The sequence below is a fragment of the Aeromonas sp. QDB62 genome (assembly GCF_027705695.1).
In the GTDB taxonomy this organism is placed as follows: domain Bacteria; phylum Pseudomonadota; class Gammaproteobacteria; order Enterobacterales; family Aeromonadaceae; genus Aeromonas; species Aeromonas allosaccharophila.
Genome location: NZ_JAPDCD010000010.1, coordinates 31,570 through 46,955, shown reverse-complemented (window position 1 = coordinate 46,955; position 15,386 = coordinate 31,570). Strand labels below are relative to the sequence as shown.

Annotated in this window: 13 protein-coding genes and 3 tRNA genes; 6 read left to right on the top strand and 10 right to left on the bottom strand. The window is 61.5% G+C overall.

Features of this window, described 5'->3' with window-relative positions; all coding sequences use genetic code 11:
* The first annotated feature begins 102 nt into the window (after nt 1-102).
* The 3 genes from dusC to OKC27_RS06880 all read left to right on the top strand — a co-directional run bounded on the left by dusC (nt 103) and on the right by OKC27_RS06880 (nt 2,376).
* A complete protein-coding gene (dusC, locus tag OKC27_RS06890; RefSeq protein WP_042657496.1) occupies nt 103-1,047 on the top strand; it encodes a tRNA dihydrouridine(16) synthase DusC in 945 nt (314 codons plus the stop codon).
* Nucleotides 1,048-1,144: 97 nt separating this feature from the next.
* Nucleotides 1,145-1,513: a TraR/DksA family transcriptional regulator gene (locus tag OKC27_RS06885; RefSeq protein ID WP_182970947.1), complete on the top strand. Its 369-nt coding sequence runs from the start codon at nt 1,145-1,147 to the stop codon at nt 1,511-1,513.
* Nucleotides 1,514-1,638: 125 nt separating this feature from the next.
* Complete coding sequence (locus tag OKC27_RS06880; protein ID WP_232099257.1) at nt 1,639-2,376, top strand: substrate-binding periplasmic protein; 738 nt, start codon at nt 1,639-1,641, stop codon at nt 2,374-2,376.
* A 100-nt stretch (nt 2,377-2,476) separates the two neighbouring features.
* On the opposite strand, the gene yjjG is transcribed toward OKC27_RS06880, so the two are convergent.
* The 5 genes from yjjG to OKC27_RS06855 form a co-directional block, all read right to left on the bottom strand.
* Nucleotides 2,477-3,157 (bottom strand): pyrimidine 5'-nucleotidase, encoded by a 681-nt coding sequence (yjjG, locus tag OKC27_RS06875; protein ID WP_182970945.1) that lies wholly within the window; start codon nt 3,155-3,157, stop codon nt 2,477-2,479.
* A 14-nt stretch (nt 3,158-3,171) separates the two neighbouring features.
* Complete coding sequence (locus tag OKC27_RS06870) at nt 3,172-4,671, bottom strand: M17 family metallopeptidase (RefSeq protein ID WP_182970944.1); 1,500 nt, start codon at nt 4,669-4,671, stop codon at nt 3,172-3,174.
* Between the two features lie 178 nt (nt 4,672-4,849).
* Nucleotides 4,850-4,926: transfer RNA gene (locus OKC27_RS06865), tRNA-Met, on the bottom strand.
* A gap of 88 nt (nt 4,927-5,014) precedes the next feature.
* Nucleotides 5,015-5,091, bottom strand: a tRNA-Met gene (locus OKC27_RS06860).
* A 175-nt stretch (nt 5,092-5,266) separates the two neighbouring features.
* Nucleotides 5,267-5,343: transfer RNA gene (locus tag OKC27_RS06855), tRNA-Met, on the bottom strand.
* A gap of 196 nt (nt 5,344-5,539) precedes the next feature.
* Here OKC27_RS06855 and glgX point away from each other — a divergent pair.
* A complete protein-coding gene (gene glgX / locus OKC27_RS06850; RefSeq protein ID WP_182970943.1) occupies nt 5,540-7,603 on the top strand; it encodes a glycogen debranching protein GlgX in 2,064 nt (687 codons plus the stop codon).
* Between the two features lie 122 nt (nt 7,604-7,725).
* Here the strand turns inward: glgX and OKC27_RS06845 are convergent, their stop codons facing one another.
* The 3 genes from OKC27_RS06845 to OKC27_RS06835 all read right to left on the bottom strand — a co-directional run bounded on the left by OKC27_RS06845 (nt 7,726) and on the right by OKC27_RS06835 (nt 11,422).
* Nucleotides 7,726-8,445 (bottom strand): hypothetical protein, encoded by a 720-nt coding sequence (locus OKC27_RS06845; protein ID WP_182970942.1) that lies wholly within the window; start codon nt 8,443-8,445, stop codon nt 7,726-7,728.
* A gap of 198 nt (nt 8,446-8,643) precedes the next feature.
* The gene (locus OKC27_RS06840) at nt 8,644-10,281 is read right to left on the bottom strand and encodes an ATP-dependent endonuclease (RefSeq protein WP_042657190.1); all 1,638 of its coding nucleotides are present in this window, start codon (nt 10,279-10,281) and stop codon (nt 8,644-8,646) included.
* Between the two features lie 262 nt (nt 10,282-10,543).
* Nucleotides 10,544-11,422 carry a helix-turn-helix domain-containing protein gene (locus OKC27_RS06835; protein WP_182970941.1) on the bottom strand — a complete coding sequence of 293 codons (879 nt, stop codon included), beginning with the start codon at nt 11,420-11,422 and terminating at the stop codon, nt 10,544-10,546.
* A 174-nt stretch (nt 11,423-11,596) separates the two neighbouring features.
* On the opposite strand from OKC27_RS06835, the gene OKC27_RS06830 reads away from it, so the two are divergent.
* Nucleotides 11,597-12,514 carry a DMT family transporter gene (locus OKC27_RS06830; RefSeq protein WP_182970940.1) on the top strand — a complete coding sequence of 306 codons (918 nt, stop codon included), beginning with the start codon at nt 11,597-11,599 and terminating at the stop codon, nt 12,512-12,514.
* Nucleotides 12,515-12,574: 60 nt separating this feature from the next.
* Nucleotides 12,575-13,441 (top strand): LysR family transcriptional regulator, encoded by an 867-nt coding sequence (locus OKC27_RS06825; protein WP_182970939.1) that lies wholly within the window; start codon nt 12,575-12,577, stop codon nt 13,439-13,441.
* A 75-nt stretch (nt 13,442-13,516) separates the two neighbouring features.
* Here OKC27_RS06825 and OKC27_RS06820 read toward each other — a convergent pair whose 3' ends face one another.
* Both OKC27_RS06820 and OKC27_RS06815 read right to left on the bottom strand, forming a co-directional pair.
* Entirely contained in the window at nt 13,517-14,293 is a 777-nt protein-coding gene (locus tag OKC27_RS06820; RefSeq protein ID WP_021231324.1) for a TSUP family transporter, read from the bottom strand.
* 203 nt (nt 14,294-14,496) lie between these two features.
* On the bottom strand, nt 14,497-15,252 hold the full coding sequence (locus OKC27_RS06815) for a tRNA-uridine aminocarboxypropyltransferase (RefSeq protein ID WP_182970938.1): 756 nt from the start codon (nt 15,250-15,252) through the stop codon (nt 14,497-14,499).
* Nucleotides 15,253-15,386 lie beyond the last annotated feature (134 nt).

Below are 15,386 nucleotides of genomic sequence, written 5' to 3'. Positions count from 1 at the left end.
TCTCCCTCTAGCCTAACAGAGTTTGAGCGGGTGCTGACAGCGGGCCGCAACCCCACTACAATCTGCGCTCTTTTTTCTCCCCATTCTCGTCGGAAAGCCGTTATGCGCGTTATTTTGGCCCCCATGCAGGGGGTACTGGATCACCTGATGCGGGAGGTCCTCACCTCCGTCAATGATTACGATCTCTGCGTGAGCGAGTTTATCCGGATCGTCGATCAGTTGCTGCCCGCCAAGGTGTTCTACCGCCTCTGCCCCGAACTGCTGCAAGATGGCAAGACCCGCGCAGGCACCCCGGTGCGGGTGCAACTGCTGGGGCAACATCCCGAGTGGCTGGCCGAGAACGCCGTGCGCGCCATCGAGCTGGGCTCCCCCGGGGTCGATCTCAACTTCGGCTGCCCCGCCCCCACGGTCAACAAGAGCAAAGGCGGCGCCGTGCTGCTCAAAGAGCCCGAGACCATCTACCGCATCGTCAAGGCGGTACGTGACGCGGTGCCCGCCCATCTGCCGGTGAGCGCCAAAATTCGCCTCGGTTACGATGACAAGGAGCTCTATCTGGAGAACGCCCAGGCGGTCTTCCAGGGGGGCGCCAACGAGCTGGCCGTCCATGCCCGCACCAAGCGCGAAGGGTACAAGGCCCCCGCCCACTGGGAGTATGTGGATGCCATCCGCCGCGCCCTGCCCATCCCCGTCACCGCCAACGGCGAGATTTGGGATCATCAGGATGCCCTCGCCTGCGCCAGCGTCTCCGGTTGCGATGCCCTGATGGTCGGGCGCGGCGCCATCTCCCTGCCCAATCTGGCTAACGTGATGAAAACCGGCTGCCCGCACATGAGCTGGGCCGAGGTGCTGCAGTTGATGGTGAGCTACACCGAGCAGGATCTGGCCAGCGAAAAAGCCGACTACTACCCCAGCCGCATCAAGCAGTGGTTCAGCTACCTCAAGCGGGAATATCCCGAGGCGGACCTGCTGTTTCAGGAGATCAGGGTACTCAAAGAGACCGACCCCATCCGCGATGCCCTGTTGCAAGCGGCCAAAAGCCACGGCTAACCACGTTTAACTTGACGCATATCATCTTGATAGAGTTATCGGGTCCCTATACTGCCCCGAATCTGTCGTCTGTCCTGTGGGGGATAATGTGTGTGAAATGACGCAAGCACAGTTGACTGTCTGGCGTAATCGCCTGCTGTCCGACTGGGCCCAAGTACGAGAAACGCTGATCGGTCAACTGAAAGCCTGCCGCCGTGACGAGTGGGCCGAACAGGTCGGTCACTGCGATCAGGATCAACTGGTAGAACTGACCAGCCGACTGGATCTGCCGAAGGTAGAGCAGAGCGTGGCCCGCCTCAAGCGGATCGATGCGGCACTCTGCCAGATGGATCTGGGTCTCTACGGCCTCTGCTCCGATTGTGAAGAGCCGCTGGCCATCGAACAGCTGGAACAGGATCCGACCCTGCAACGCTGCCCGCGCTGCGAAACCCGCTATCGCAAGGGATTCCACGCCCACGAACTGTGAGGGATGTACATCTGTGCATCCGCTCAACCCTCAGTACTGGTTACTCCGTCATTCCTGTCCAATACTCAACCGTATCAGCCTACCCGAGGGGATGCGTTGTGTACCGACTCTTGTTGTTATGGTGTTTGTGTTGCCAGGCGCTGGCACAGGAGTCATTGGTCGTCGGCTGGGTCAACTGGCAGCCCTTCAGCTTTCGCAATGAACAGCAGCAGCTTCGCGGACTGGATGTGGAACTGCTCGACGCTATCTTCCAGCGCGCCGGTTATCAGGCCCGATTCAGTGAAATGCCCTGGGCGCGCGTGTTGCACGAGCTGCAATTTGGCACGATACAAGTTGGCATGTCTGCCAATATGACCGCCGAGCGGCAACAATACGCCCGCTTCAGCCACCCCTATCGGGAAGAGGAGACGGTTATCGTCGTCCGCCGCCAGGATGCCGAACGCTGGCGCGGGATCACCACCCTCGACCAGCTTGCCAATACCCCAGACTTTCATCTCGGACTGCTCAAGGGCTTTGATTACGGCGACACCTTCCGCCAATTGATGACCCAACCCGACATGCAGCCCCGGCTGCAGATGCGCTTGCGGCTGGAGCAGCTACTGAAGATGTTGCAGGGGGGGCGGATCCAGGGATTTATTCTCGATCCCCACGGGCTGCAGGAGTGGCACAATCAGGGGACGCTACCGGATGATCTGCATATTCTGCTGCGTATCGAGCTGACACCGGTTCACCTGATGCTGAGCAAAGAGAGCACCACAGAGACGCACCTGCAACGGATCAATCAGGCCATCGATCAGTTGAAACAGAGCCCCGACTATCGGCAGATCCTCGATCGCTACCGGTTCACCCCCCAACATCCATAATCCATAAGAGAGGGGAGCCTCGGCTCCCCTCTCTGTTTCTGTCTGCCACACGCTTGCCGCCTCTCGCGACAGACCCTTATTCCATCAGACACCACGGCACTCAGTGCCCCAATACAATCCCGGCAAGATGGGAAAAGTGGTGGATCTCGTGGGTTGCCCCACTGTCGCCCGTTTGCCGCTCGGGGTTGTACCAGCAGGTCGCCAGCCCCTGCGCCGCCGCACCAGCGATATCCGTTTTCGGGTTGTCACCCACCATCAGCACCCGGGCCGGATCCGGCTGCCCCATCAGGGAGAGAGTGTGCTGGAAAATGGCAGGATCAGGCTTGGTCACCCGGATCTCGTCGGAGATCACCAGCGGCTCGAACCACTCGCTCCAACCCAGTTTGCCGAGCCGCCCGCGCTGGGGCACGCTGAAACCATTGGTGATGATCCCCATCCGTACCTTGCTGCGCAGTTGCTGCAGGGTGTCGAGCACGCCCTCAAGGGGCATGCTCAGGGCGACAATCTGCGCCAGAAAGGTGTTATTCATCGCCATGGGATCGGCGTCAACCTGCTGGGCAAAGAGGGCAAAGCGGGTCTGCTGCAGCGCCGTTGCATCGATCTCGCCATCGTTGTACTGCTGCCAGAGCCCGTGGTTAATCGTGTGATACTGCGCCATGGCGGCGTCATCGGCCTCAACACCATAGATCGTTAGCGTTCGGGCCAGCGCCTCGGCGACCGGGAAATCGAGCAGGGTTTCATCCAAATCGAACAGCACCCAGTCATAGCTTGGTTGTTTCACAGAACTCCTTGTTATCAGTCAGATGGATCAGTGGTATGTCGGCCAACGCGCCCCAGCGGGCTGGCCAGCAGATCCAGGGTGAGACGCACGCCAAAACCGGTCACTTCGCTGGAGACCACCCCATTGCCCCCCTTGTTGCGAAAACCGCTCAAATCAAAATGCAGCCAGGGGGTCTGCTCGGGCACAAAGTGAGCGAGAAAACGGGCCGCATCGATATGATCCGGCGAACTGCCCGGCGCACATTGCAGCAGATCGGCCCACTCGCTCTCTATGTTGTCGTCGTAATCGTCATCGAGCGGGAAGGGCCAGATCCGCTCGCCGCTGCGCTGACCCAGATTGACCAGCGAGACCAGCCACTCGCTGCGGTTGGTAAAGACGCCGCTGTAGCGGCTGCCCAACGCCCGCTTGCAGGCGCCGGTCAGGGTCGCATAGTCGATCAACAGATCCGGGGTATCCTGCGCAGCCATCGCCAGGGTGTCGGCCAATACCATTCGCCCTTCGGCATCGGTATCGACCACCTCGATGGAGGTGCCATTGATGGCGGTCACCACCTCGCCGGGGCGATAGGCGTGAGGGCCGATATGGTTCTCGGCAATGGCCAGCCAGCAGTGTACCTCGTAGGGTAGCTGGGCTCGGCTGATGGCGTAGAGAGCCCCCAGCGCCACCGCGCTGCCCCCCATGTCCAGATGCATGCCATACATGCTGCCGGAGACCTTGAGGTTGTAGCCACCGGAGTCGTGGCAGATCCCCTTGCCAACCAGTGCAATGCGGCGCACCGGCTTGGGCGGGTAGTAGCTGAGCTTGACCATGGCCCCCTGATTGTCTTCCGAGCCACGGGCGACAGCCAGAAACGCCCCCGCCCCCAGCTCGGCCAACTGCGCCTGATCATAATGCTGACACAGCCACCCCTCATCTTGCGCCAGTTGGCTGACGAACTCGCGATAGCTGGCGGCAGTGAGCTCGGAGGCGGGCAACACCGCCAGATGACGAGCCAATCCGTTGCCCCCCGCCTCGCTGTAAAGGCGCGCCAGATCAAGCACCACCGCGGGAGAGACAATGATCTGCTGGTAAGTCCAACCGCTCTCGTTGCGACTCTTGCTGGTCGGCAGCGGCACATTGGCAGCCAACAGGGCAGAGAGCAGCAACTCGGCCAGCATCACTCGTTCAGCAGGGGAAAATCCCTCCAGATGCAGCCCGAAGCGCTCCAGTTTTAGCCCCGACAGCGGTGCTATCCAGTTTCTTACCTGCTTATAGAGACGGTGATCCCGCGTCACACTGCTGGCCACAAACACTACCTGCAACAGGGTATTGCCATGCATCAGGGTAAAGGGGGACTTTTGTCCGAGGGCAAGCAGGGTTTTGACATCGGCAAACTGGGGCTGTGCCAATAGCGCCTCTTTCTGCTCTTCGGCGATCACCAGCAACTGCAGCGGTAATCCCATGGCAAAGGCCTCGGCCAGGGTGGCATCCTGACTCTCGATAGCGGGGGGAAGATAGGTGAAGGGTGTGATCACAGGAGAGCGCCTCATCCATGAAGAGATACCTGATGATACCTAACAAATGGTTGATGCGACCAGTTTTGGTCTTGAAAAAGCGTCAGAAATAGCAGCAATCACCAGCTGGCGACGGGCATCAAGGATGATTGTTCAATGAAAGAAAGAGTAGCAATACAAGAAGGGAACGATCAGAAGTTGGTTGCGGGGGCCAGATTTGAACTGACGACCTTCGGGTTATGAGCCCGACGAGCTACCGAGCTGCTCCACCCCGCGTCCGAATTGTCACCCCCAAGCCGAGCAGTAGCTTGATGGCGTTTGTCTGCTTTCGATTGTTTACACGATCGCATGCTGACGAAAAAGTTGGTTGCGGGGGCCAGATTTGAACTGACGACCTTCGGGTTATGAGCCCGACGAGCTACCGAGCTGCTCCACCCCGCGTCCGAATTGTCACCCCCAAGCCGAGCNNNNTCACTGACGACCTTCGGGTTATGAGCCCGACGAGCTACCGAGCTGCTCCACCCCGCGTCCGAATTGTCACCCCCAAGCCGAGCAGTGGCTTGATGGCGTTTGTCTGCTTTCGATTGTTTACACGATCGCATGCTGACGAAAAAGTTGGTTGCGGGGGCCAGATTTGAACTGACGACCTTCGGGTTATGAGCCCGACGAGCTACCGGGCTGCTCCACCCCGCGTCTGAGGTCGCCAATAATAGGCGCCAGCGCACAGATTGCAAGTAAATATCTCAAAAAAAGTTTATTCGTAGATTAATCGGACAAAGAGTGCGGTCATTAACAGCATCATGCTGTTTTTTCAGGCAATCGAGTCCTTGTCGAGCATCCGGCACTACACTCAATAAGCTGAACTCTCCTCATTTTGGGTAGGTAAAATATGCGCATCTCCGCCGGTCATTGCCGTCAGTTGGGGGCCACACCCGACAGCCACGGCGTCAACTTCGCGATCTGGGCCCGCCTGGCCAGCCGGGTGGAACTGCTGCTCTTCGCCAGCGCCGAGGACAGCACGCCAGAGGTGATCCCGCTCTCGCCCCGTTTCAACCGCACCGCCTACTACTGGCATATCCATATTGAGGGGCTACCTGTCGGTCAACGCTACGCCTATCGCATTCAGGGCCCGTGGCGCCCTTACTGCGGCACCCGCTTCGATGCCGAGAAGGTACTGCTCGACCCCTATGGTCGCAGCATCGAGCTGGGCGCCAACTACGACCGCAGGGCGGCGGCCCGGCCCGGCAGCAATCTGGCCTGCTGCGCCAAGAATCGGGTGGTCGATACCCGTCACTACAACTGGGAAGGGGACAAGCTGCCCGCCCACTCTCTCTCCCGCTCGGTGATCTATGAGCTGCATCTGGGGGGATTTACCAAATCCCCCAGCTCCGGGGTCGATCCGGCGCTGCGCGGCACCTATCTCGGGCTTATCGAGAAGATCCCCTATCTGCAATCCCTCGGCGTCACCGCCGTCGAGCTGCTGCCGGTGTTCCAGTTCGATCCCCAGGATGCGCCAAAGGGGCTCTCCAACTACTGGGGTTACAGCCCCATGTCCTTTTTTGCCCCGCACGCGCAATACGCCTGCGGTGATGACCCTCTCACCGAATTTCGCGACATGGTCAAGGCGCTGCACCGCGCCAATATCGAGGTGATCCTGGATGTGGTCTACAACCACACCGCCGAGGGGGGCGATGATGGTCCCGTCTTCTCGTTTCGCGGCATCGATAACGAGGCCTACTACATCCTCGACAACAACCTGAAGGACACCAACTATTCGGGCTGCGGCAACACTTTCAACGGCGCCCATCCGGTGGTGCTGCGGATGATCATGGACAGCCTCCACTTCTGGCGTCAGGAGATGCACGTCGATGGCTTCCGGTTCGATCTGGCCGCCATCCTGTCGCGGGACGAGTCGGGCCAGCCGCAGGCCAATGCGCCCACCCTGCGCACCATAGATACCGATCCCAACATCGCCGACATCAAGCTGATTGCCGAAGCCTGGGATGCGGGGGGACTCTATCAGGTGGGGTCGCTTGCCGGCGCCCGCTGGCGTGAGTGGAACGGCCAGTTCCGGGATGATGTGCGCCGCTTCCTGCGCGGCGATGACAACAGCGTCACTACCTTTGTCGAGCGGCTGTGCGGCAGCCCCGACATCTACCACTATCACCACGCCGATCCCGAGAAGAGCATCAACTTCGTCACCTGCCACGATGGCTTTACCCTGTGGGACTGGGCCAGTTACAACGGCAAGCACAACGAGGCCAACGGGGAGGAGAACCGCGATGGCTGCGATCACAACTTCAGCTGGAATCATGGCCATGAAGGGATCACCGAAGATCCCCAGATCAACGCCCTGCGGATGCGGCAGGCCAAGAACATGATGGTGGCGACCCTGCTCTCGGTGGGATCCCCCATGCTGCTGATGGGGGATGAGCTGCTGCGCACCCAGCGGGGCAATAACAACGGTTACTGTCAGGATAACGCCACCTGCTGGATGAACTGGCTACCCAACGCCCGCGGTCAGGAGATGTTCCGCTTCATGAAGGAGCTGATCCAGTACCGCAAACACCTGTTCCAGCGCCCGGAGCAGGAGAGCATGCCGCTGTCGCTCACCGAGATCCTGCGCCACAGCGAGATCTGCTGGCACGGGGTCAACGCCGGGCAACCGGATTTCAGCCCCCACTCCCACGCCATTGCCATGTCGGCGCTATCGAGCGAAACCAAGCTGGCGCTCTATGTGCTGTTCAACGCCTACTGGGAGCCCCTCACCTTCAACCTGCCGAGCCCGCCCAAGGGGGTTGGCGGCTACTGGCGGCGGATCCTCGATACGGCCCTCCCCTCACCGCAAGATATCTGCACCTTCGGCATGCCACTGGAAGGGCTGACACGGGAGTATCTCGCCCAACCGCGCAGCAGCTGCCTCTTTATCTGCGGGGCCGACGACTTCTATTGATCGATAGCTGCAGCTTGATTGCTGGTAATGAATTGCTACTAATGGATAGCTGCGATACCTGCAAGCCAGATATACAAAAGCCCCGAGCGTTGGCTCGGGGCTTTCTCTTTTCGGCGCAGGCATCAGACCAGCTGGTGCAACACGCTGGTGGCGGCAATCTGGGCGATCAGCAGGCCACATAGGGTCGTGGAGACCACCACAGGCGCGGTATCACGCTGCAGATAGAGCGGACTGAACCAGAGCAGCAGAGAGGCCACCAGCAGGGCCGCCTGGGTCACCACCGCCGGGATCAGCGCATCGAGATTGGCCTCGCCCCCTTGCCAACCCACCAGCACCGCCAGCCAGATAAGACTGGCCATCGCCCCCACCAGACCGGCCAGCGGCAACAGGGTGTTGAATGCCTTGAGACGATGACGGGCCCGCAGCAGCATCAGGTGGGCAAAGGCCGCCCCCAGCATCGCCATCTGCAGTAGACCGCTCACCCAGCCTTGCAGTTGCAGCAGCCCGAAGCCATAGACAGCGAGCGGCAACGCCGGTAGCCAGAGCAGCGTTGAGGGGACTGAACGCTTACCCTCCAGCCGTGACTGGGCCAGCGACAAGCCGACCCCGAGCACCAGTGCCACACCACCACTCCAGATCAGCCAGCTGGCCGCCTTGGCTTCCACCGCCAGCATCAAGGAGAGCGCGGTAATGACCCAGATGGAGAAGAGCTGCTGACTGATGCGCGAGCGCTGGCCGGGGCAGATATCACCGCGCCACAGCACGATACCGAGGGCGATCAGGGCGCCAAGCGCCATCAATCCGGTGAGGGGAAAGAGCCAAAAAGGGAGTTGGACGAACACGACGCCTCCAGCAGTAAAGATTCGAGGTGCGCCACAGGGGGCGCCAGAGAGGGGCGAGTATACCCAAACCGGCGGCTATCCCCAATCGCGACAAACAATCGTGGGCAAACAATCCGGGGCAATTTCCACCAGCAGGGCCCACCTTGAAGGGCGTCCTGCTGGCAGCCATGCCCATAGTGACGGGATGCGGCGCCGGCTTTAGCCCTGACCGCGGGCCAGCGCCACCACCCGGGCAAACATCTGGCGGATCACCGGCGGAATATGCTCAGCGCCGAGCCGCTCCGCCTCTTCCACCACCGCCAGCGCCATCCCCGGCTTGCTGCGGTGATGGATCGCCTTGTTGATGATGTGACTGGCACTCCACATGGCGCGCCCGCCCACCCCGGCCTCGCGGCGAAACACCGCTTCAAAACCATTGTGATAGAGGTAGTGCTCGATGTCGGCGGCAGGAAGCTGGGTCAGTCGGTCCCGCTCCCGCTCGCCCTTGAGCTGCCCCCGGGCCGAGGCGGCATACTTGAGCCCCGCCTCGTCGCCATCGGTCAGCAGGTGCCATTCGATGCCAAAGTCGCGCGCCACCTTGATCAGCGGCGACTGGCCGCACTGGGCAAATTCGATGATCCGCACCCCTTCGGCCCGCAGACTGTAACCGCAGATCTGGGCCAGCTCGGAGAGCAGCCAGATCTCGGTCTCCCCCTCCACCAGCAGCCAGCAGCGGGCAAACAGCGACATGGGGCGGTTGATCCGCACGTGGAAGGCAATCTTGCGCAGATCGTCGCTGCTGTAGCGCTCGCCGCCCAGCTGGTGACAGAGGATATCCTGCTGACGGCGCACCAGTCGCCGCACCTGATTGAGCGGCAGGGAAGAGAGCAGATCCCCCGAGTTGGTGGTGAGCAGCTTCTGGCCCGGCAGTTGTTCCAGCAGCCCCCACGCCAACGCCAACATGGTTGGGTGCAGCCGGCTCTCGGGGTCCTCCAGGATCATGATGGGGCGGGCCCCCTCCTCCAGCTCGCGGTTGCCCCGCGCCTGCAGCAGGGTGGCCGCCATCCCCGCCATCGCCAGTTGCAGCGCGCGGTTGTCGGCGCGGCGCAGCAGGGTATGCAGGTTACCCGGATTGCGCAGGGTCATGGGGCGATTGATGATGTCGCGCTGACTGCGCGGCTTGTTCTTGATGGGGGCCAATGCGTTGAAGTAGTGATCCATCAGCTGGCGCACCGCCTGCAGAGCCTCTTTGAGCTCCGGCTCGCCGATGCGCTGGGGTTCGTCGATCAGTTTGTCCGCCAGCTCGCTCAGGCGATGTTCGGAGAGATCTCCCCACTGCAGGGTCTCTACCCCGTTGCGGGCACTGCGGGCATCGCGCAGCCGGAACACCGGGTTCATGGTGATCAGCATGGAGACCAGCTCATGGGCATTGGCGATGGGCAGACTCTTGCCCACGCCGTCGAGAAAGTCGTGCATGGTGAGCACAGAACCATCCGCCTGCAGCTCGGCGCTGGCGCGATAGTGAATACGGTGGAATTTGTCTTTATGCAGCACCCAGGAGGGGCTGAGACGAGCCAGGCGACGGGAGTGCTGGCACATCTGGGGTCTGTGCTCACTGAAGGTGAGCACCAGTTGCAGGTGGCGTGCCGGCGCCAGTTCGGGATCTTCCGGTTGGTGAAAATCCTCGGCGGTGAACTGATAGGGCTCGGCATTTTGCCCCAGCAGGCACCAGAGGGCGCGCAGCAGGCTCGATTTACCCCAGGTGTTCTCGCCGATCAGCACTGTGGTGTGATCCAGCCCGAGCGACAGGCGATTTATACCGCGAAAACCTTTGACTTCAATACGTTCCAGAAACATCCAGCCATGTCCACATCATTGTGATGGGGCAATAGTGGCAAAATTACCGGAAAAATCCTATCGCAGGCGGGGGGATTTCAACGTGAACTGTGAGGCACTGCAGGTTCGGGAGGGGTAACAACAGCGGTGCGATCTTGCGGAACATTCCAGTGGCTAAACCAGAGGTGACGAGTACGAGTTTGACGTTTGCGATAATTCAATGGGCATTCCTTTCAATGGATAAGTGGTAGAGAGTACACCTCTTTTGCCCAAAGTCTCAGGGTTATCTGTGACAGGAAGATGACAATTTCGCCCGCCACTGTCCCGGCGTCAAACCAAACGCCTCGCGAAAACGGTTGCCGAAATGGGCCTGGGAAGAGAAACCGCACTGACTGGCGATGCTGGCCAGTGGCTCCGGGCCTGCCAGCAGCTGCTTTGCCCGCTTGAGCCGTAGCCCCAGCAGATAGCGGTGGGGCGGGCAGCCGAGACTCTGGCCGAACATGCGGGCGAAGTGATACTCGCTCAGCCCCGCCTGCTGCGCCAACTCTGCCAGCGTGACCGAATCGGCCAGATGGGCCTGCAGATACTCCTGCACCCGCTTGATCACCACGGGCGCCAGCCCGCCGCGTAGAGGCGGCAAACCGGGGGCCTCCTCGGTGTGGTGGCGATAGGCATGGAGGATCAACATCCAGGCGCCGTGGGAGAGCGCCAGCCGATCGACCCCGTGCTGCCACTCCAGCTGCATCAGCTGGCGCTGCACCAGTCCGGCCGCCTGCGGATCGTCGATAAAGGTCTTGTCCACCAGTTGCAGGTGGCGCCCCTCCTTGTCACACACCTCCTCGGCGATACGGGTGAGGTGAGCCGGGGTGAAGTAGAGATGAAAGAAGCGAAACTCTTCGCGCACCAGCCACTCGGATCTGTGGTGATCCGGCATGATGCACACCTTGCCGGTGCCACCGTGGCCACCCGGCCCATCAAGCCGCTCGGTCTGCTCGCCCCCTTGCAGATAGACGCTCAGGGTGTGGTGGCCCGGCTTGTGATAGCGGGTCTGGTCATAGCAGTTGCGCCAGCTGGCCACCCCGAGCCCGGGTTCGAGCCAGCAGGCGTCCTCCAGCCGGGCGCCGGTGCTGACCAGTGCATCAAATACCCCTGCTGTTTTCATTCGCCCCTGCCACCTGTCCGGTTATTTGCGCGGCTCTCCCGCCTGCCATCCATCTTACCGACCACGCCCGCAGATGACAGCGCAGGGCGATGAAAAACCGCAAGATGGTGCAATCCAGCCATCAGAGCTCGCCCCATAGTGGGTCATCTCTCCCCCTGACTCACCGGAACTGTGATGAACCTGATGCTCTATCTTGCTACCGTGCTTATCTGGGGCAGCACCTGGATTGCCATCGCCTGGCAACTTGGCCCCATCCCCATCGAGGTGTCGGTGCTATACCGCTTCCTGCTGGCGGCGGTGGCACTGTTTGCCCTGCTCACCGCCAGCGGCCGCTTCCCACGCCTCCCCTGGCACGGCCAGCGTTACGCCGCACTGCTCGGTGCCCTGCTCTTTTCCACCAACTTTCTCTGCTTCTACCACGCCACCCGCTATATCCCGAGCGGCATGTCGGCGGTGATCTTCGCCAGTGCCAGCATCTTCAACGGCCTCAACCTCTGGCTGTTCGAGCGCAAGCGCCCCACCCTGCGCTGGCTGCAAGGCTCCTTGCTGGGGCTCCTGGGCACCCTGCTGCTGTTCTGGCCGGTGCTGGCGGATGCGCAACTGGGTGCAAACGGCTGGAAGGGGCTGCTGCTCGCCTGCGGCGGTACTCTCTGCTTTTCACTAGGCAATCTGATCTCGGCCCGGGGTCAGCGCCACGGCTATCACGTACTGCAACTGGTGCCCTGGGGCATGGTTTACGGCGTGGCGCTGTTGCTGGGCTGGGTCACATTGCTCGGCCAGCAACTGGTAGTGCCGACCGACAGTCACTATCTGGCGGCCATGGTCTATCTCGCCCTGTTTGGCTCGGTGATCGCCTTTACCGCCTACCTGACCCTGGTGGGGCGCATCGGTGCCAGCAAGGCCTCCTACGCCACCGTGCTCTTTCCGTTGGTGGCGCTCACCCTCTCCACCTTCTACGAAGGCTTTGTCTGGCAGCCGGTCTCGGTGGTCGGGGTGGTGGTGAGCCTCATTGGCAATCTGCTGATCTTCGCGCCGCCCTTAAGCAAATGGCGCATTCGACCGGCCAAGGCAGCAAACGACGCTTGCTCCTGAGCCAGTCAGCCCCTAAGGTAGCACCATTCGATAGGCATGGTGGCGACACGAGAGGGCGAGATGTTACTGGAAGGGCTGGAGACGCTGAGCCTGCTGGCGAGCGAAGGGACCATGGCCAAGGTGGCCAGTCGCCTCTATATCAGCCAGTCGGCGGTGAGCAAGCGGATTGCCCAGCTGGAGCAGCGCCTTGGCAAGAAGCTGATCGAGCCGGAGGGGCGCCAGATCCGCCTCACCCCGCAGGCAAAGGAGTTGCTGGAGCGGGTGGCACCGAGTCTGGCCGAAATGAAGGGGGTGCTGGCAGATAGCCAGGATCTGGCTGATCACAGCCCGCTCCCCATCGCCTGCTCCGAAACCCTGCTGGCGGGCTACCTCGCCCACTTTATGCGCGACTATCTGGGCCGCGATCCCCATCTTGCCCTCTCTACCCACCACACCCCGGTGATTCTGGCGCGGGTGCGCAGCGGCGATGCCCTGCTCGGCATCTGCGCCGGTCGCCTCCCGCCCGGCCATGGCCTCGGCACCGAGCTGCTACTGGAAGAGCCTTTCTATCTGGTTGGCGAGGCGCAGCAGAGCCTGCCGCCAGCAAGCGGAGAAAGCAGGCGCAAGATCCTCGCCATGGATCTGGAGAACCCCTCCAACCGCTACCTGCGCGAACCGCTGGCAGAGATGGGGCTGGAGCCCGCCATGGAGCTCGACTCCTATCTGGCGCTCATCGAGCTCGCCAAGGCAGGCATTGGCCCTGTACTGCTGCCCGCTGGCCTGCTGGGGCTGGTAGGAGAACAGGGGGAGATGGCGCGCCCACTGCCCGGACTGGGCCGTCCCCTCCATCTGGTCTACCGGCAGAGCAGCCTCAAGCGCGAGCGGGTTGCCCAGCTGGTCAGCGCCCTGCACCAACACTTTCGCCACTGCAGCGACACGCCGCGCTAACTGTGTAAACCCGCCAGATGTTTACGGGGCCTAAGGGCCCCGTAAACATCCAATTTGTTGCCCACTCGCCGCGGTTCAGATCCAGGCAAACAGCTCCGGATACTGGCTCCAGACCAGCTTGGCAGACATCAGCAACGAGACGGTCACCAGCAGCGGCTTGATGAGCTTCACCCCTTGCTTTAACACCATCTTGGAGCCGAAACGGGCCCCGATAAACTGCCCCAGCGCCATGCAAAAACCGACACTCCACACCACCTTGCCACCGAGGGCAAAGAACAGCAGGGAGGCAATATTCGAGGTGAAGTTGAGCAACTTGGTGTGAGCGGTAGCCCGTGCCATGCCAAAGCCCGCCAGCGCCACGAAACCGATGGCAAAAAACGATCCGGTACCCGGCCCGAAGAAGCCGTCATAGAAGCCGACCCCCCCCCCCACCAGCAGCGCAAACAACATGGGCGTAAGACGGCGAGAGCTCTCGGCATCGCTTACCCGCGGCGAGAAGTAGAAGTAGCAGGCAAAGGCCATCAGCAGGAAAGGGAGCAAGCGCTCAAGAATGGCGGCATCGATGGTCTGTACCGCCAGTGTGCCGATGGCAGCACCGATAAAGGTGCAGATCACCGCAGGCCAGATCATGGCCCACTCCAACAGCCCCTTGCGGGCATAGAACCAGGTGGCGGAGAAGGAGCCGAAACTGCTCTGCAGCTTGTTGGTGCCGAGCACCAGCGCGGGCGGCATGCCGGTGGCGAGCAACGCTGGCACCGTCAGCAGGCCGCCGCCACCGGCGATGGCATCGATAAAGCCGGCGACAAGCGCCACACCAAACAGGGCAAACAGGGTAACCAGTTCCAATTCCATCCATAGACCTCACGAGATTGGGTTGCCCGAAGGGGTTGGGCAACCGGAGATAACTAAAACGGGGTTGTGCAGGGGCTGCACAGGCTGTCCGCTATCCTAGCGGGCCACCGTCGATGAATCTAACGAAACAGTGGCAGCCAATTGATTCCTGATTTTCATTGATGTGAGTTGCCACGCCCCTGCCCCAACCCTCAGAGGGCCAGTTAGCAAGCCGGTGAAGCGACGTTCGCTTCCTTGATGGCCGCCAGCGCCTCACACAGATGATCCTCATCGGCACCGGGGAAACGGCTGACCCGACCGGCCATGTAGCGGCTGCTGAACAGATTGAACCAGTGTTGCAATGCCTGCCCCGCCTTGAGCTCTCCCGCCACTTCCAGCACGCAGGCCGCCACCTCGGCGGTGCAGAGGTGCTCATCGCAGTTGGCCACTCGCATCCCGTAGGTGGAGAGCGCATCGGGCTTGATGGCAAGCACAGGAAAACCGTCCAGATAGGGGCTCTTGTTGAACATCTTGCGCGCCTCGGGCCAGGTGCCGTCGAGCAGAATAAAGAGCGGCCTCTTGCCCGGCGCCAACGTCACCTCACCGGTCAGGCGGGCAGGCTCCTTCTCGCAAGCAGGAAAGACCACATAGGGCTGCCAGGCAGGATCGGCCAGCAGGGCCAGCAACTCGGGATGGGGCTGGGTACGTGACCAGAGGAAGGCCCAGGTGGTATCCGGCAACACATCGGCGATGAGGCGACCGGTGTTGGAGGGCTTCATCGGCTCGCTGTCATACATCAGCAGGCAGAAACCGGCCTCGGCTTTGAGCTCGGGGCGCCACTCGCAGGCACACCAGTCCTCGCGCAGCTGACAGGCCGGACAGCGGGCCAGGGTGCCGCCACGGGCAAGAAACGGTCGGGTAGAGATACTCTTGCGCCAGGCCCGCAGGCGGTTGACGGCGTGATCAGGAACAGGCTTCATCTAGGTTCACAACTGAGTCAAAACAGGAACGGCAGCGGTGCCAACATGTCACGGCGCCACAGGGTGCGATAACAGGGGCGCTGCCGGAAAAGCGCAAGATTGTACCGAGTTACGCGCTGGCGGAACAGCAATCC